The following is an 18,221-nucleotide window of genomic DNA, read 5'->3' on the forward strand; positions in this document are numbered from 1 at the left end:
GACATTTCTTTTTTGTAGAATGATAAGGGTTACATTAAAATTGCATTAAATGCCTTGTATTTATACGTGGTTCGGTGTACTATCACATTAATACACGCGTGAATTATATGATAAATTAACAAGGAGGTTGTGGTATGGAATTTAATAACGATCTACCGATCTATCAACAAATCATAAACATGATTAAACATGATATTGTCTCTGGAAAAATTCCAAGCGGTCAAAAGCTATTATCTACAAGAGATTTGGCAATCAAATTAAAAGTAAATCCAAATACGATACAAAGAGTTTATAAAGAACTTGAGACTGAAGAAGTCTGCCTGACAAAAAGAGGGCTTGGCACTTTTGTAACAGAAGAAGAGGAGATGATTTTAGTGATGAAAGAAGCACTCGTGAGTGATATGGTCAAAACATTTGTTGAAGGCATGGTCAAACTCAATTATAACAAAGAAAACATCATAGAAAAGATTAATCGCCAATTTGAGAAGGAGGACCAACAAGATGTCAATATTAATTAATTGCATTAATTTAAATAAAAAATATATGAATAAGGTGGCACTTGAAGAAATCACACTAAAGTTTGAATCGGGTAAAATATATGGCGTCCTTGGCCCCAATGGCAGTGGTAAAACCACTTTGATGAAAATCATTGCGGATTTACATAAACAATCATCGGGAGAGATAACAGTTTGTGGTAATAAACCGTCTCATGAGACAAGATCTAAAGTCGCTTATATGCCAACCGAAAATTTTGTGTACGGGTGGATGAAAGTTAAAGATAGCTTAGCTTTTTATAATGATATGTACGCTGATTTTGATATGAATAAGGCACTGGATTTAATGACCTTTATGGAACTTGATCTCAACCAAAAAGTGTCAAGTCTATCCACAGGGCAAAGAGCACGTCTTAAAATTTCATTGACGATTTGCAGAGATGCAGAAGTAATTATGCTAGATGAGCCTCTAAATGGATTGGATCCAATTTCAAGAACTAAAATTAAGGAATGTATCATTGAGCAGTTTGATGAAAATAGCGTGATGATCGTTTCAACACACTTGGTGACTGAAATTGAACAGATTCTAGATGAAGTTATATTTTTAGGCAATGGGCGATTGGTTTTACAAGGCCGTGCTGAAGATTTGCGATTTGAAAGAGGCAAATCAATTGAAGATATCTATAGGGAGGTTTTTGCACATGCTTAAATTATTAAAGTTTGAATTTACCCGTAAAAAAACAGTATTCTTAGTGGCTTGCCTTATGGTGATTTTAGGAGAGGCATATGCTTTATTTAAATATTATCAAATGGATGAATCCATGCGATATTTTGCTAATAACGAAATATTCGGTATATTTGTAGCTTTTTTAACATTTGGATTTGGTATGTTATATCTTGTGGACATCATCACATTGCTGAGACAAGATATGTTTAAGCAAGAAGGCTATATGTTGTTTATGACGCCCTTTAACGGTTATCAGATTTTGGGTTCAAAGGTCATATTTGCACTTTGTGAAGGTTTTTTTATTGGGTTGATTTATCTAGCGATCGTAGTTGCCAATGGCAAAATAATGGGTGTTACTGATTTTGGGTTTATCTATGAGTTTGGAAATTTAGACGCCAATGAGATTTGGATGGTTATCAAAGGCATTTTAGTAGGGATCCTTTCTATTGTGGAATTTGCATTAACAATATTTCTTTCTTTTGCACTTTTTAAAAGTATTTTTACAGATGTTCGCTTTAAGGGCGCCATCACATTTGGGATCTTTATCGGCATCATATTAATCAAAGGTCAGGTTCTAAATTTAGTCACTAGTCTTGTGGGCAATAGTATGGACTTATTCAATGCGAGCATAAGCCATGTCAATTATGTTTCCAATATTCACATGGCACTGAATATATCCATGGGTTATGTTTTAGTGATGAGTGCACTGCTCTTTGCGATGACAGGCTACTTGTTAGAGCATAAAATCAACTTATAAAAAATGGGACGGATATATTGTCCTCAACATGAAGAGAGCGGATGCGCTCTTTTTGTGTCGTTACATAGAATATAGATCATAGATAGGAGGGGAAATCATGATATTAACGCAGTTTCATAAAAAATGTTTATTGTACCTTATACTCATCTTATTTATCAGCTTAAGCGCTACAGGTTGCTCAAAGAAGAACACAGAAAATGAAGCTAAAACGATACCTAATGCAGGCGATATCATTCAGAGCAGCGGGGTAAATCTCAATGAATTTGTGCGTTATGAGCTTAATGAAACTTTGTATTATAAAGGGGTCGATGGTTTAAATCGATATGAATCTTGTGTGAGAATTGACGAGATTTTATCTCCAAATATCGGCAAATTATACTTTTTTGAGGGTGAAACGGAGGCTTTGTCTGAAGAAGTTTCTGAGGATTACTCTTTTTATAAGGCTTATGAAGTGACGGATACGCATTATGCGCTGTATTATGACGATCAAAATGAAATGATTCTTTTGAAAAATGATATTTTGGAAGGCTCTAAATGGAAGACATCCATGATTGAGCCAGATTTAGGCATGTTGGCAGTGGAAGCAACCGTAGAAAAGATAGAAAACGATGAAATAACAGTGCGCTATAAATTCATAGACAATCAAAATATTCCAGTGGCGCAGCAATACACATTAGAGTATGTTTTTAAAGCAGGTCAAGGGATTGTTAAAGAAAAGCGCCTTTACAGTGATTATGAACTGGAACTCCAGTTAACTCAAAAGTCCTCAGATACGCCCAATACATTTGTATCTAGGTACAACAAACCTTCAGAGTTAATCTCTAAAATTTATCCGAACACTTATTTTAAGGATTTAATTTCGGATTCGATTTTTAAACAAAAAATGAGGCGGGGGCATTTTAATGATAATGAGTTGTACCAAAGTTATAAAGATTATTTAAACCAATTGCAAGTAGGGAACATGGGCAACATAAGTAGGGCTAAAGAGATGCTTAGAAATAGCGTCACCTATACTCAAAATCCACTTGAACTCGTAAGACAATTTATAGCATTTTATGAACTTAACTGTTATGACTATGGACATGTATGGATTGAACAACTTGAACTCTATGATAACGCAAAATTGGAGGCCCTCTTTGTTTTCGATGAGCATAAAGAAAAAACAAGGGTTAATCCTCAACTTAAAGGGGAATATCGCGCAGTGGGCGCTTATTTTATTGAGAATGGCATGAGCATTAAGTACGAAGAGGGTCATCCCTACTTTTCAACAAGTGCTGACTTTTTAGATCAAGCGGTAAATGTTGTAGACCCAATTTCTAAAGATTATGTGGCCTTTAAAAAGCGCCAATATACCGTTTTTCCGATACAATCAGAGGGTTATTTGACGGTATCTGCTGAGGAACTTGCTCATGCAATAAAAGCATTTGATGCAGATTATCAGGCCCATAGAGACCTTAAAGATTTTGAAGAGGCTAAATACTTGGCGGATTATCTCTTTGAGCTCTATATACTGCCAAATGGTTATTTTTCAGAAGACTATAATTATAAAGACGGCTATATCACAGAGGCATATTTAGAAAGTTACAAAGCCTATATTCAAGAAAATCCAAAATCTTCTTATACACCGATATTAATTAATGTGGTAAAAATTTTAAAGATGACTGCCAATGCCTACAGTCAAGAATTGGATCGTTATTTGACTGAACTGGGCTACTCACCTATGAGTGACACTTTTGCGTTAAAGTTTATGCAAATGGAGATGTTCTCTGATATCACAGAGGGTAAAAAGCGTATTTTGTTAAATCCCAAGGCATCAGAAGTGGTTACCGTTTCTAACACGGAAGCTTTTTTGTCTGCTATTGGACCCAATAAAACGATTTATTTAAAACCGGGACTTTATGAAATTCCATATCAGGTAGAGATTGAAAACGCATATGTACAGGTAGAAGAGGGAACCCTCAGAATTAAGAATGTTGAAAATATGACAGTTTTATCAGAGTCTGGGATCGTTGATATCCTTGCGGACAGCTATCTGGAAGTGCTCGTATACGATGGCTGTGAAAATATTCAAATGGAGGGGATAAGACTAGGGCATTTAAGGACGTATTGTATCGGAGATGTCCTTTCTGTTAAAGCTTCAAAGCAAATAGAAATCAACAAAGTCATTTTGTTTGGATGCGGTTACAATGGACTCAATTTAGAGGATGTGACAGGATTGAGCCTTTCCAATTCACTCATTTCGGACTGTCAAGCCTGTGGTCTTGTTTTTAAAGATGTGAATCAAATATCGATAAAAAACACACAGTTTTACAGAAACGGAAGACAGCTCTTTGATTTTAAGAACGCCCTAAATGTGACGTTAACTCAAGTTGTTGCGGCTGATAACGATAAAGAGGCATATGAAGCCGTTAATGCACTTATGACAGCGGATGAACTCTCAACGATTTCATTTATAAAGTCCAAACTAGAGACCACTTTTGTTCAAAAACGAGTTGAGGGTTCAGGTGCTGTGACACAAGAGGAGTAATTCATGCGCTTATCTATGGTTAAAAGGGGCTCAACTTTTGACTTTGGATACTCTAACGCCTTATGCAGAGACCAAATAGATGCCGATCATTACTGCAAAAACAACGGGTAATATCAAGCGGTATTGCTTGTAAAGGGATTTGGTATCAACGTTGAAATACTCAACGGTTAAAACCTGACAAAGATGTAGTGGTGAAATATAGTAGAATACAAATCCAGTGGTATAAATAAACATCGCCAGTCTCAGCTTTGTCTGTTCGTCGATTGCCATAGGTAAAATGAGTGGATATAAAATGGCGACGCTTGGCTGAATTGAGGCCAAGGTAAAAGATAACAATCCCGTACATAAGATAATGATGAGTTCAATTGGAATTCCCATAGAGACGATTGAGGCCATTTGGTCGTATAAATCAGGGAAAAGACCCAGTGTGTTTTTAAAGACCATAATGCCAAAAACAGATAAAACCATCAATGGTTTAACGCCTTTTTTAAGAGAGATTAGAAGCGTTTCATCATCATCTAGCCGATGTTTATCTGTAAAATGAACCAGCAAAGTCGTTAGAATACCTAGAATACAAGCTATTGAAAAAGGCAAATTTAAAATTAATGTCGACAATAAACTGACGATTATGGGTGAGGCGTAAAGACAAAAATTGATCAACTGAAAAAATAGTTTAGGAGATTTAAAGTGCATATCAATGCCCTCTATTTGAGTGTTCAAAAGTGCTTTTGAAGAATAGGGTCTGACATATAAAAAGTAGCCCATTAAGCTAAAAACAATCGCAAGTGGAAATTGGAGCTTTATAAATTCAAATAGGTCATACCCCCCGATCTGTGCTGCGATAATCATAGTGGTTGAAAGTGGAAATACAAAATATAGAGAATGCCTAAAGACAAGATTGCTTGCGGCACGATGTACATTTGACATTTCGATGCGTTCGCCTAAAGAATTCACAACTGGACAAGACATCAGAGCCCCCCCTGATACGAGCAAAGTGCCAATAAGTGCAGGTGCGAGCACTATTGTGGCCTTGACGCTACCAAGAAGATTTTCTAGGGATTGAATCATACGGTTCATAAGTTGATAACGGTCCATGAGATAACCTAAGATGGTTATAAAACCAATTGCAAGCGCTAAATTTAAAGCCTCCAGATCTGTGAGCGTCTGAAAAACAACTTTTAAGAACATCAAAACAGAAGCCTTGTTGAGTAAGATGAACGACAGAGATCCCAAAAGCAGCGATATACCGATGTTTACTTTTTTGGAGACGAGGATTAAAATAATGACCATAGTGAGTATGAGTTTTAGGATAAACATATTGGGCTCCCTTCAATTTATAAGAGTATGTTAACATATCTTTTGTTATTTCGCTATCCTAAATTAATTTAAAGGGTATAAATAACTTCATTTTGGGGTATCATAAGGGTAAATTGTTTTAGGGGAGTGGAAAGTGTATGCATAAGATCAGACAACAAATAGAAGAAATGACAAATCAAATTAATTTGAATCTACATCGGATTGATTCTAAAACCTTATCGTTGATTGATGCATTAATGGCCTTTTCCACAAAAGAAAATGACTACTTTGGGATCTCTAAAGCACATCTGTATCTTGGGATTGTCGATGTGGAAAAGGGCAATGTCAACGATGGCATTAGTCAATATATTATGGCTTTGAGTTATACTTTTTATGAGGGACTTGAAGCTTTACGCCCTCCTGTTTTGAATAACCTCGGTGTTGCACAAAATATCATTGGTAATCATGTGGCTGCAATTGAACATCTTTCAAATGCAAAAAACATTATCAATCGATATCAGGTCAGGCTGGATTTATTGCCAATTATTCATGGCAATATTGCAGATGCATATCTGGGGATACATCAACCCGAAAAAGCACTGGAATATCTGGATAAAGTAAATGAAGGTATTGCTCTTCTAGACTATGACAAAGCTTATCTCATACTGGCAAATTATGCTGAAGCTTACCTACAGCTCAAATCGCCTGAAAAGGCGTTTAACTATATTTTATGGTGTGAAGAAGTCCTAAATAATAGAAAATATTTTAGCTATCTCTCTTACGTGGATTACCTTAAAGCCAAGTATTTCGAATTGCTACATGCCTATGAAGATGTAGAAATTTTTTATAAAAAGGCTATTGATAATCAAATTAAAGATAGCCAGTTGTTTTATTATCCCAAAATATCATCCGATTATATGAGTTTTTTAATGGATCACCAAAAGTATGAAGCGTGTGTGCCTTTTATAAAGCGTTCTTTAGAACTCGCTAAAATCAATCATTGGGATTTTATATATTCAGAATACTACAGCTATCTTTCTGAGTGTTACAGAGCGCTGTCGGAATGGGAGCTTGCTTTTAACGCCATTAACTTGTACTTTGAACACAACAATAAAAACAAAGAACGCCTAAATCAATATCAACTCAATTTGCTCAACGCTCAAGAATCTCTCATGAGATTGGAAATTAAAAATAATATGCTAACGCAGTCTATCGAAAATATGAAAGTTGTCAATAACATCCTCAAGAAAATTAACGCCGTTCATAATTTAAATGATTTGGTGAAGGATTTGTACATTGAACTCAAGAATATTTTTGAGATAGATACTTTTACAATTGGATTATTAGAGGCTGAGGAAAGGAAAATCACCTATATTGCCAAATATGAAAATGATGTTTATTTAGGAACGAGTCAGATTGATTATGACAATGATAAATCCTTTAGTGTATGGGCTAAAAACAATCTTATGCCTGTCATCATACACAATGCAGATGATTTTGATTATATTAAAACACATTATGCGGCAATTAAACTAAGCAGAGAGGATTATATTAAAAAGGGCAACTATTCAAAATCGATAGTCATATGGCCATTGATGATAGAAGATGAAATGATTGGACTGATTAATATTCAAGCGCTTAAAGAGCATGCCTATAACACCTATGATCTTGAACTGATTGAAATGCTCTCGGCACATTTAGCCATAGCACTCATCAACAATAAGCAGAGAAATGAGCTCAATCATATGATCGAAAAACTCAATGAGCTTTCTTTCATTGATTCTCTTACAGGCATTTACAACCGACAAGCTTTTAACGAGTTTTTGCCATCACTTTATAAAGAGGCGATTGATCTTAAACAAAATTTGGTATTTGCCATGATTGACCTTGATAATTTTAAGGCGTTAAACGATGCTTTTGGACATCAAGAAGGTGATTTGTGTCTACAGCAATTTGGTGATCTTCTTAAAGATGTCGTGGGCAATTTAGGCTATTCTTATCGTTATGGCGGGGATGAATTTAGCGTGCTGTTCATGGGCATTGAGTTAGAGGTTGTGGACAGTATTTTGGAAGAAATCTGTCAAAAATCTTCGAAGATGTATACCTTAGATCCACATTTAACTGTGAGTGCCTCAATTGGTGCTGTCTTCATCGAAAATGGAGACTGTGCTGATCTCCAAATGCGTTCTTTTATAAGTTATGCAGACAATGCACTCTATATCGCCAAGAGCGAAGGCAAAAATACTTATAGACGCGTTATTGTATAATTTTATTAATTGATATTCTCTATCAATACGCTATAATAATAGAGAATCATTAATAGGAGGCAGAAAAATGTATAAAGTTGCAACCTCTGGTGTATGTGCTAGAGAAATTATTTTTAATATTGAAGATGGATTGGTTGGACATGTTGAATTTGTAGGCGGATGTCCTGGAAATGCAATAGGTTTAAGCAATATGATCAAAGGGATGCCAGTGACAGACGTGATTGAGAGGCTTAAGGATGTAAAGTGTGGCAATAAAAGTACATCCTGTCCCTCTCAACTTGCACTGGCACTAGAAAAGTGTTTGTAAAGGCATCTGGAGATTTAATAATGCAAAAATGGAACTCAATGACCAATAATCAGAGGGTTCTTTTTTACATAGATCACTTAGCGAAAATGGGTTTGTTACTGAAGAATTACATTCTCGTTAAAAGGTGATAACGATGCAGATTTATCAGTTATAATAGTGTAGAATTAAAATGAAAATTTAATGAACTCAATCAGAGGAGCGGGGACAGCATATGAAGAAGACAATGAAATTGATGGTATCAATTCTGCTATTGACGACGATGATTTTTGGACAGACCATTCAGATTTATGCGGATGAGACGTCTTCAAGCAATCTTACGGAAGAAGAATTTAGAGGCGTTTGGGTAGCAACAGTACTCAATATTGATTATCCGAAAAAAGGGACGACCAATGTCGAAGCGTTAAAGACAGAGGCCATTACGATTTTAGATCGTGCACAGGCAAATGGATTGAATGCGGTGATATTACAGGTGAGACCGACAGGAGATGCTTTTTACAAGTCGGCACTATTTCCTTGGTCAAAATATTTAACGGGTATTCAGGGAACTGCTCCTGAAAATAATTTTGATCCTTTGGAATTTTGGATAGAGGAAGCGCATAAACGCAACTTAGAACTACATGCATGGATTAATCCATTTAGAGTGACTAAAAAGACTAAAAATGAAGCAAGCCATGATTATAACAGTCTCTCACAATCCAATCCAGCAAGATTACATCCAGAATGGACGGTGAAATACAATGATGGTAATATATATTATGATCCTGGTATTCCTGCAGCTAGAGATCTCATCGTAGACGGTGTAGCAGAGCTTATAAGCAATTATAGTATAGATGGCATACATTTTGATGACTACTTTTATCCAGGGACAGACTTTGATGATGCAAGTACATTTAACCAATACGGGACTGGATTTAGTGATGTAGGAGATTTTAGACGTCATAATGTCGATCTTTTGATTGAGGATGTGCACCAAACCATCAAAGCGATAAAACCAGAGGTTGAATTTGGGATCAGCCCGTTTGGCATATGGGCCAATAAAAAGGACAATGCACTTGGAAGTGATACAAAAGGACTTCAATCTTATTATGCACATTATGCAGATACAAAAGGATGGGTTGAAAAAGAAATTATAGATTATATCGCGCCGCAGCTTTATTGGAACATTGGCTATACGATTGCGGATTATGAGATTCTAGCAAAATGGTGGAATGACGTCTGTAAGGAGTCTTCAGTAAAACTGTATATCGGCCATGGGGCTTACAGAACTGGCAATAGCGATTCTAAAAGTGCGTGGTATGGCGTGGATGAAATTAGGAGACAGCTTGATTTAAATCAAACATTGGATCAAGTAGAGGGCAGTATTTTTTATAACAATACCGCTTTTATCAACCAGCCAAGCCTAGGAACGCTTTTAAAGACTTATTATGCTTCAAATAATGCCACTAAAAATTCAACGGCAAATGCACCAACCAATGCACCAACCAATGCACCAATTGTTATCAAACCAGTAACACCAGTGACCAACACTTTTATCTTGTCTAGACCAAGTGACAATATCAAAACAACAGCTTCAAATTATTATTTATCAGGGGCTTCAAATGCGACGCTGCCTTTGTTTTTGAATGACAAAGAAGTAGCGGATAGAACTTTAAATGGTTATTTTGGTATTTATGTAACTTTAAAAGAGGGTGTAAATACATTTACTTTCAAACAGGGCAGTAAAAGTTACACAAGAACAATTACGAAAACAAGTTCAAGCGGGAGTATAACACCGATGAGTACTTATCAGATTTCGGATAGTACAACGCTTCCAAGAGAGAAAGAAATGAGAATGGCAGGAGAAAAGATCACTTTAATCTGTAAGGCGCCAATTGGAGCAGAAGTAAAAGTTGCTTTTAATGGTCAAAGTTATTTGATGGTGCCTAAAGTGACTCAGAGTCCAGATGGTAAAGTTTATGCGACAACTTACAGTTATGAGTACACTTTTCCAGCGCTTAATCAAGGCGTCTATGAGCAAGATTTAGGCGTGCCCGTTTATACGATGAAATTTGGCAGTTACAAAGATGAAGCTTCTGCACCCGAAAATCTAGTCTTGATTTCAAAGAACTCAATTTATACAGGCGTTGTGGTGGACACTTATATCGACCTCTACAAAACACCAGTATCTGGAAACGGGGTTGCTGCTAATATGGTAGAAGGCATGACGGATCAGATCACTGGCATGTCAGGCAACTACGTAAGACTTGCTTCAGGTCTTTGGACCAGCAAAAGTGCTGTAACGATTTCTAAGGCAAATGAGCCACAAATTATTAAATTGACTAAAATGGACTATCAATCTACCGACGCTTTCGATCGTATTGTGATTGAAACTTCTGGTGGTGGTGCTGGAATTGCCGCGTACGATGGGGAGTCGGTATCGCTTGCTTTAAGTTCAATTGAGAACAAGAATGCACTTTCACTTCAAAATAGCATTATAGAAACAAATTTCGCAGAGGGTAAGACCAACCTTAAAATCGAAACGCCAAGTTTAAAAGGATACTATATGGAGAAAACAGCTAAAGGCTTTGATTTAATTCTACTTAGAAATAAGGCGAAAAATGAATCTGCTGTATCCAGTTTGCCACTTGCCAACTATACCATATTGCTTGATCCAGGTCATGGTGGTAGCGATATGGGTGCTCGGGGTCTTCTTGGGGATATATTCACCGAAAAAACAATCAATTTGAATACCGCATTTGCTTTAAAAGCTAAATTAGAATCTCTAGGTGCCATCGTGAAAATGACAAGAGAATCTGATGTGGATATGTCTCTTAAAGAACGTTTAGCATTTTCATTAAAGGTAAAACCAGACCTCTTTCTATCCATTCATGCAGATAGTTTAGAGGATACGAAAGATATTTCTAAAGTCTTCGGTTTTTCAGTTTTTTATAAAGATCCTGTCGCTAAAGCGTTATCAGATACGTTGCTAAATCAAATTTTGTTTGATTTGGGGAGAAAAGACAGAGGCGCTAATATGAAGAATTTCTATGTGACGCGGGGAACTTGGGCACCTTCGGTTCTGATTGAAACGGGATTTGTTTGTAATCCTGTGGAATATGAATGGCTGATGGATCAAAAATCTCAATCTTTGTTAGTGGATAGTTTAGCACGTGGCATTGTCAATTATTTTGGTCAAACCGTACAATAAAATATTAAAAATAGGGATTAAAAGCAGTTCTATTTAACCTTGAGGATAAGGGTTGAGTAGAACTCTTTTTTTTGGATCGCGAATTTGTTTTCTGTAGAAATGAACACATTATTGGGTATAGATGCTATAATGAATGTATCAAAAACGTAATAAAAACTTGGAGGCAGTATGAGACGGAAGCTTATATTAATCACTAGTATAATTTCAGTGGTTTTACTGAGTTATGGCGTTCATTTTTTTGATAACTATGAAAATAGTATCTATGACGCTTTTTATCAAAAGCCGCAAGAGACCAATGATAATATTGTCATCATAGCAATAGACGATGCCACAATAAACGCCCTAGGGCAATGGCCTTTTGATCGCTCAATGCACGCAGATTTAATTGATTTTATATCACAAGGCAATCCAGCTGCAATCGGGGTGGACCTTATGTTTGATTCCTATTCAAATGAAGCGTCTGACTTTGAACTTGCACGTGCGATAAAAGAAGCAGGCAATGTGGTATTGGCAAAGCAGATTGTGTATACGCCCAAAATTAAAGGGTATAAACAAGGGAGTGACATTGTCATCAGTCAGTTTGATGAGCTTCTTGATGTGTCGACGCAAGGTCACATCAATACCTTTCTTGATGCAGACCGTGTCGTTAGAAAAATTAACATGTTTGCAAAACGTTTTGTTCTCGAAACGGAGTCCTATGAGGAAGAGCCAAATTTTGCATATGCGCTCTTAAAACTGTATGCTCAAAATGCCGGTATGGATGACCAGACGAAAGAAAACTTAGAAAGTGTACTCCAAAAATACAATCATGACACTGAGGATCTCTATATTGATTATAAAGGGATTCCAAGAAAATATGACAGTATTCCATATTTTTTAGTTTACAGTGAGGGTTTTCCTGCGAGTTATTTTGAAGATAAAATTGTTTTAATTGGACCTTATGCCAATGGCCTTCAAGATGAATATGTGACACCTGTTGTGAAAGAGCAACCCATGTTTGGAATCGAAATACATGCGAATATCCTTCAAAATTTACTAGAAGATAGTTTTAAAAAACCCGTTCCAAGCTTTTTTAATGTGCTAATGATCGTTTTCATGGGGATTTTAGCCTATTTTTTATCTAATAAATTATCGCCTGCTAAGGGGTTAATTTCAAATGCGGCCATCATAATTGTCTACTTGATATTATGTCATCAAGTGTATCAAATGGGCTATATCTTGAAGGTGTTTTATCCGATTTTAGCGATGATGATTATGTATGTTTCAGCACTGGCTTATCATTATCTAGAGCAACTTTATGAAAAGAAAAAGATCAGAAATATCTTCGGTCGATATGTGGCTCCACAAGTTGTCGATAAGATCTTAGAGGATTCGGACAATATAAATCTAGGTGGTGAGAGACGCTATATTTCTGTGCTGTTCGTTGATATTAGAGGTTTTACACCACTTTCGGAGAAAGCAGAACCCGAACAAATTGTAGAAATTTTGAACAGCTACTTAGAACTCTGTGAACAGTCGATCTTTAAAAATGCAGGCACTTTAGACAAATTTATAGGCGATGCGACGATGGCGATTTACAATGCACCTCTTGAACTTGAAGCGCATGCGCTCTGTGCAGTAAAAACAGCTTGGGACATGAAAATGGGCGCTCAAAAATTAAAGCAAGAGCTGTTTGAGAAATATGACAAGATTGTAGACTTTGGTATTGGCGTTAATACAGGGTATGCAGTTGTGGGCAATATTGGCTCCAAAAAGCGTATGGATTACACTGCAATTGGAGATACAGTGAACACATCAGCGAGGCTAGAAGCCAATGCGAAGGCAGGTCAAATCTTGATTAGCGAGAGCACTTACGAACATGTGAAAGATCAGATTCTTGCAACGCCTTTAGGCGGTATTAAAGTCAAGGGCAAGGAAACTCTGATTCAAATCTATCAAGTGGAGGGAATTGTAGGCGATGACAGACAAGCAAATGGAAGTTAAATTTTTGGGGGTGAGAGGTTCGTATAATCTTTCCAATACTCAAAGTGTAAAATATGGCGGTAATACAAGTTGTATTCAAATTATCATTGAAGATCAGATTATTTTTTTGGATGCGGGAAGTGGCATTACAAAAGTTGAAAAACCCTTTAATGACTTTGATATCCACATCCTCTTTACACATTATCATTGGGATCATGTTTTGGGTCTACCTTTTTTTTCTACACTCTATGCCAAAAATGATAAAGTACATGTAAAAGGGATGAAACCTGAACATTATTCATTAAAGGAAGTCTTGAGATTATTGTTCAATCCTCCCTTTTGTCCGATTATGTGGTCAAAAGTACAAGATAAATTAGATATCGAAGAAATTCCTGAATACGGAACCTTTTACATTAAGAACATTAAAGTAGAGACTATATTGCTCATGCATCCAGGAGGAGCACTAGGCTATAAAATAACTTATAACGGTATATCTATTGTGCTTTTAACAGATATAGAATTGAGCAAGGCATTTTCATCATATGAATCAGAGCGAGAAAAACTCTTGAAATTTGTTAAAGATGTTGATGTATTGGTCATGGATGCTGCACTTACCAATGAAGAGTATTATGGCGCTGTGGGCAGCAATAAAATCGGTTGGGGCCATAGCACAATGGAAGAGTGTATACTCTTGTCAGAGGATGCTGGAGTAAAAAAAACGTATATTACACATTATCTGCCTTATCGTGAGGATCTCCAAAATGATGCTCTAGAAAAGGACATCAAAGCAAAGCATCCAACTGTATTTTTAGCGAAAGAAGATGAATCCCTTATTTTTAGAGCCTGTAGGAGTTAAAGAGATGAATTTAAAGACGGATATAATGCCAAATGCGCTTATACTCAAAGAAAATTATGAGAAATTAATCAAAGTTGGAAAAGCACTCACTGCAGAAAAGGATTATAACAAATTACTAGAGCTGATATTAAATGAAACGCGTAAAATTGCAAAAGCAGATGGCGGCACGCTCTATATTATTGATGATGGCAAATTGTATCATAAAATTATGCAAAATGAGACTTTGAAAATTTTTTTGGGTGGTGGGGGAGAACCTATTAATTTCAAACCCCTTGAACTGGTAGAAACCCATATTGCGCCTTATACAGCTATTCATAAAAAACCAGTAAATATTCCGGATGTGTATCACACGGAACTGTTTGATTTTACTGGACCGAAAGAGTTTGATAAGTCGGTTGGTTATATTACAAAGTCCATGCTCGTCGTGCCCTTAATCAATCGTGATGATGATGTTATCGGTGTTGTTCAACTCATAAATGCTGTGGAAAATAATGAACTGGTCCCCTTTAGTCATGACATAGAAGAAATCGTCATGACGCTTTCTTCACAAGCAGGCATAGCACTGGAAAATATGCAATATGTGGATGAAATACGGACTCTGTTTGATTCTTTTGTTGCGGTATTGGTAACTGCAATTGATGAAAGAACGCCATACAATGCAAATCATTCTAGAAATGTCGCTATTTTTACGGAGCGGTTTGCAAGAGCGGTCAATGATTATAAAGAAGGCCCCTATGGTGATTTTATATTTGATGAAGCACATATTCGAACGCTTGTTATGGCAGCTTGGCTTCATGATATTGGAAAGATAACAGTACCTGAAAGCGTTATGAATAAGCCAACACGTTTATCTACAGACATCGAATTTGTAGAAAATAGGATAAAATTAATTAAAGCACTGGTGGATCAGCGCTATTATAAAACCTTGGCAAATTGTGAACGGACAGAAACGGAGAAGCAATCGGCTAAAGCACTTTGGGTATTGGAGAAAGAATTTATTGAAGAAGCCACAGCCCTGATCATAAAAGCAAATGAGCCGAGTACCTTTATGGATGCAAAGATGCAAAGTGAAATCGTTAAGATTTATGAGTATCGATTTGAAGCGGTTGAAGAAAGCCTTTTAAATCAGAGAGAATTTGAATTTTTAATGATTCAAAAGGGGACTTTAACAGATGGGGAACGCGAGATTATGGAGAATCATGTGGTTACCACAGAAAAAATGCTTTCCAAAATTAAATTTCCAAAAGACCTCAATGAGGTCCCTTATTGGGCGATTAATCATCATGAGATGCTCGATGGTACTGGGTATTCTAGAGGTTTAAAAGAGGCTGAAATCCCTATGGAAGTCAGAATTTTAACGATTATTGATATCTATGATGCTTTAACAGCTACAGATAGGCCTTATAAGAAGGGGATGCCGGCGGATAAAGCATTCTTTATACTTGGCAAAATGGTAGAAGAAGGCAAGATTGATGGTGATTTGCTTTATATTTTTGAACACAGTGAGGCTTGGCATTTTAAAAATTGAGGCAAATTCTTCGTTGGGATTTTGAAGTGCCTTTACAGACGGCTAAGCGTGTTCGTATAATTTGAGAGTGAATTAAAACTTTGTGGCCTATAAAAAAGGTTGAAATTGCAATTGCAATCTCAACCTTTTTTTTATAATACTCTAAATTCTTAGAACAGTTTAATTGTATTGGACACTTTAACTTTAATTAATTTGCAGGTACATTTAACATTTGACCTGGCATGATTAAATTTGGATTTTTAAGTTGATTGAGTTCTTGAAGTGCTTGCCAAGTGGTGTGATATTTTTTTGCGATTTTCCAAAGGACATCACCAGACTGTACTTTATAGACACTGCCTTTAACGCTAATGAGGCCACTATTGATTAAATCTTGCACATTAATGGCTTTGACATTTAGTGTTCTTCCGTCTTCGGAAGCAGGTAAAGTGAGCGTGCCGTTTTTAATCATTTCATTTACGAGTCCAAGATAAGGGGAATTTGCGATATCTGTGCCGATGATTTTCCAGTTGTTATCAATTGCTGGATCAAGTTTTCCATTTTTTACATCTTGTGTGTAAGCGATGATGAGATCTCTTACGCGACCTTTATCTTGCATTGCTTCGTAGGAGTCATAATATTTATCTTCCATTTTTACAAGGTCTAAACTGATTAAAGTACCAAAACGATAATTGTTTACAGCAAGTTTGTAGACCTTGTTTAAATCCACAGAGGCACCGTTAATTTTAGCATTGACGATTCTTGAACCCGATGGATTAGAAAGATCAATCTCATATGTGATACCGCTAAACATATCATAATTATAGCCTCTGACATCAGGATTAAAACTGATGGTTAAATCGCCTTCCTTATAGGTGTTAAAGTAGTTTGCTGACCACTCCATATATTTGAGTAAATTTTCACCTGTAATATTAACGCCCATTAAGGTATTGTCATATTTGTAGATAAATGCAACATCTTTCTTCTTAAATACGCCTTGTTTGAGATTAGAACCAAAATTAAAGAGTGCAGCACTACTAATATCAGCTTTTGAATAGTACATTTGAACTTCATTGATTAAATCAATAACGGATGTATCCATAATTTGAGCTGTTGGAAGTGTTGTTACCTCACTCTTACCCGTATAATAGTCAGGATTCTTGATAAAATCAGCGGATATTTGTCCCACGACTTTGTTTGCTTCTTCGAGTGAACGCTCATCAACAAATTTGAAAGCAGTTAAAATTTCAGGATCAGCATCTGCTTTAGCGGTTTCGACATTTTCAACTTCAACTGTTTTGACGCTCCATTTGCCGTTTTCTTTTGTAAGTGAAATATCTGCCTTTGAAACGGCCCAGCCATAGCTACCCGGTTCAATTAATTTGACACCATTAATTTCGTTTGTATATTTGCTGTGGGCATGACCCCCAAAGATGACACTAAATTGAGGGTATTTTTCTGCAACGAGTTCTATACCATCATAGCCGTGTTCGCCTTCAGGTCCAATGTGATAAGCGCCAACAAGGACATCGTATTTACCTTCAAGCTCTTTAAGTGCTTTACCGGTTTCGTCCAAAACATTTGTAAATTCTAAACCTGCAAAATGTTCTGGTGTGCTTGCTTCCCAAATAGGGACATTTGGAGGCATCATGCCAACCACTGCCACTTTAACCCCTTGAATATCAAAAATTTCATAAGGTGCAACAAAGCGCTCGTTAGTCTCTTTTTTATAAATATTAGCGGCTAAAACTTTACCCTCAAAGCCCGCTATGTTTTTGTTTAAGAAATCCATGCTAAAATTGAATTCGTGATTGCCAAGAACCCAAGCATCGTAGCCAATCATATTCATTGCTTGTATCATTGGATGGACCGGTAGATCGTTGAATAATTCCGCGCTATTATCCTGAACTGTATCGCCACAGTCAAATAGAATAGAATTTGGATTTTCTGCTTTAAGTGTTTTAACCACAGTTGCAATTTTAGCGAGACCTGCGTCTGAGTCGTTTGAATCTGTCGCATACTCATAAGGATAAATACGACCGTGTAAATCACTAGTACCTAAGATTGAAATGTTGATGACTTCCTCATTTGCTCCAAAAGCTGCAAATGGCACTGTAGCAAGTACTAAGATCAGTGTCAATAAAATCGACAGTTTTCTTTTCATGTTTTGCCTCCCATATTGTTTAATAGTAGCCCCAAAAAAGTCCATATTATGGATAGAATCATTATATCAAATTTAAAGAAAAATTCAGTAAATTTAATCATTATTTTATAAGAACTTTACAAGGGGTCCGTCGAATAGGTTGACATAACGCTCAACAAGTTGCTGAAGGGGTT

General features: G+C 36.4%; 12 protein-coding genes. 10 read left to right on the forward strand and 2 right to left on the reverse strand.

Going from position 1 to position 18,221, the window contains the following annotated elements; genetic code table 11:
* The first annotated feature begins 134 nt into the window (after window positions 1–134).
* The 4 genes from F3D3_RS07890 (at window position 135) to F3D3_RS07905 (ending at window position 4,505) form a co-directional block, all read left to right on the forward strand.
* Window positions 135–518, forward strand: a complete 384-nt coding sequence (locus F3D3_RS07890) for a GntR family transcriptional regulator (RefSeq protein WP_069872776.1) — start codon at window positions 135–137, stop codon at window positions 516–518.
* Window positions 502–1,203: an ABC transporter ATP-binding protein gene (locus F3D3_RS07895; protein WP_069872778.1), complete on the forward strand. Its 702-nt coding sequence runs from the start codon at window positions 502–504 to the stop codon at window positions 1,201–1,203. Before F3D3_RS07890 ends, F3D3_RS07895 begins: the two co-directional genes overlap by 17 nt.
* A complete protein-coding gene (locus tag F3D3_RS07900; protein WP_069872780.1) occupies window positions 1,196–1,978 on the forward strand; it encodes a hypothetical protein in 783 nt (260 codons plus the stop codon). The genes F3D3_RS07895 and F3D3_RS07900 overlap by 8 nt, the downstream gene beginning before the upstream one ends.
* A 97-nt stretch (window positions 1,979–2,075) precedes the next feature.
* Window positions 2,076–4,505, forward strand: coding sequence for a right-handed parallel beta-helix repeat-containing protein (locus tag F3D3_RS07905; RefSeq protein WP_069872781.1), 2,430 nt, complete (start codon window positions 2,076–2,078; stop codon window positions 4,503–4,505).
* A 60-nt stretch (window positions 4,506–4,565) separates the two neighbouring features.
* On the opposite strand, the gene F3D3_RS07910 is transcribed toward F3D3_RS07905, so the two are convergent.
* Window positions 4,566–5,822 carry a DUF401 family protein gene (locus tag F3D3_RS07910; RefSeq protein WP_069872783.1) on the reverse strand — a complete coding sequence of 419 codons (1,257 nt, stop codon included), beginning with the start codon at window positions 5,820–5,822 and terminating at the stop codon, window positions 4,566–4,568.
* A 137-nt stretch (window positions 5,823–5,959) separates the two neighbouring features.
* Here F3D3_RS07910 and F3D3_RS07915 point away from each other — a divergent pair, with 137 nt between their 5' ends.
* From F3D3_RS07915 to F3D3_RS07940, 6 genes are all read left to right on the forward strand, one after another.
* Window positions 5,960–8,068, forward strand: a complete 2,109-nt coding sequence (locus F3D3_RS07915; protein ID WP_069872785.1) for a sensor domain-containing diguanylate cyclase — start codon at window positions 5,960–5,962, stop codon at window positions 8,066–8,068.
* 67 nt (window positions 8,069–8,135) lie between these two features.
* Complete coding sequence (locus tag F3D3_RS07920) at window positions 8,136–8,375, forward strand: TIGR03905 family TSCPD domain-containing protein (protein WP_069872787.1); 240 nt, start codon at window positions 8,136–8,138, stop codon at window positions 8,373–8,375.
* A gap of 211 nt (window positions 8,376–8,586) precedes the next feature.
* Window positions 8,587–11,562, forward strand: coding sequence for an N-acetylmuramoyl-L-alanine amidase (locus F3D3_RS07925; protein WP_069872789.1), 2,976 nt, complete (start codon window positions 8,587–8,589; stop codon window positions 11,560–11,562).
* Between the two features lie 168 nt (window positions 11,563–11,730).
* Window positions 11,731–13,545 (forward strand): CHASE2 domain-containing protein, encoded by a 1,815-nt coding sequence (locus F3D3_RS07930; protein ID WP_069872790.1) that lies wholly within the window; start codon window positions 11,731–11,733, stop codon window positions 13,543–13,545.
* On the forward strand, window positions 13,520–14,380 hold the full coding sequence (locus F3D3_RS07935; RefSeq protein WP_069872792.1) for an MBL fold metallo-hydrolase: 861 nt from the start codon (window positions 13,520–13,522) through the stop codon (window positions 14,378–14,380). The genes F3D3_RS07930 and F3D3_RS07935 overlap by 26 nt, the downstream gene beginning before the upstream one ends.
* Window positions 14,381–14,384: 4 nt before the next feature.
* Window positions 14,385–15,908 (forward strand): HD family phosphohydrolase, encoded by a 1,524-nt coding sequence (locus tag F3D3_RS07940; RefSeq protein ID WP_175438322.1) that lies wholly within the window; start codon window positions 14,385–14,387, stop codon window positions 15,906–15,908.
* Between the two features lie 187 nt (window positions 15,909–16,095).
* On the opposite strand, the gene F3D3_RS07945 is transcribed toward F3D3_RS07940, so the two are convergent.
* Window positions 16,096–18,048 carry a 5'-nucleotidase C-terminal domain-containing protein gene (locus tag F3D3_RS07945; RefSeq protein WP_069872793.1) on the reverse strand — a complete coding sequence of 651 codons (1,953 nt, stop codon included), beginning with the start codon at window positions 18,046–18,048 and terminating at the stop codon, window positions 16,096–16,098.
* Between the last annotated feature and the right edge of the window lie 173 nt (window positions 18,049–18,221).

It is taken from the genome of Fusibacter sp. 3D3 (assembly GCF_001748365.1).
GTDB lineage: Bacteria > Bacillota > Clostridia > Peptostreptococcales > Acidaminobacteraceae > Fusibacter_A.

Coding starts and splice junctions, on each gene's coding strand:
- F3D3_RS07890 (WP_069872776.1), top strand. CDS start 135: ATGGAATTTAATAACGATCTACCGATCTATCAACAAATCATAAACATG.
- F3D3_RS07895 (WP_069872778.1), top strand. CDS start 502: ATGTCAATATTAATTAATTGCATTAATTTAAATAAAAAATATATGAAT.
- F3D3_RS07900 (WP_069872780.1), top strand. CDS start 1,196: ATGCTTAAATTATTAAAGTTTGAATTTACCCGTAAAAAAACAGTATTC.
- F3D3_RS07905 (WP_069872781.1), top strand. CDS start 2,076: ATGATATTAACGCAGTTTCATAAAAAATGTTTATTGTACCTTATACTC.
- F3D3_RS07910 (WP_069872783.1), bottom strand. CDS start 5,822: ATGTTTATCCTAAAACTCATACTCACTATGGTCATTATTTTAATCCTC.
- F3D3_RS07915 (WP_069872785.1), top strand. CDS start 5,960: ATGCATAAGATCAGACAACAAATAGAAGAAATGACAAATCAAATTAAT.
- F3D3_RS07920 (WP_069872787.1), top strand. CDS start 8,136: ATGTATAAAGTTGCAACCTCTGGTGTATGTGCTAGAGAAATTATTTTT.
- F3D3_RS07925 (WP_069872789.1), top strand. CDS start 8,587: ATGAAGAAGACAATGAAATTGATGGTATCAATTCTGCTATTGACGACG.
- F3D3_RS07930 (WP_069872790.1), top strand. CDS start 11,731: ATGAGACGGAAGCTTATATTAATCACTAGTATAATTTCAGTGGTTTTA.
- F3D3_RS07935 (WP_069872792.1), top strand. CDS start 13,520: ATGACAGACAAGCAAATGGAAGTTAAATTTTTGGGGGTGAGAGGTTCG.
- F3D3_RS07940 (WP_175438322.1), top strand. CDS start 14,385: ATGAATTTAAAGACGGATATAATGCCAAATGCGCTTATACTCAAAGAA.
- F3D3_RS07945 (WP_069872793.1), bottom strand. CDS start 18,048: ATGAAAAGAAAACTGTCGATTTTATTGACACTGATCTTAGTACTTGCT.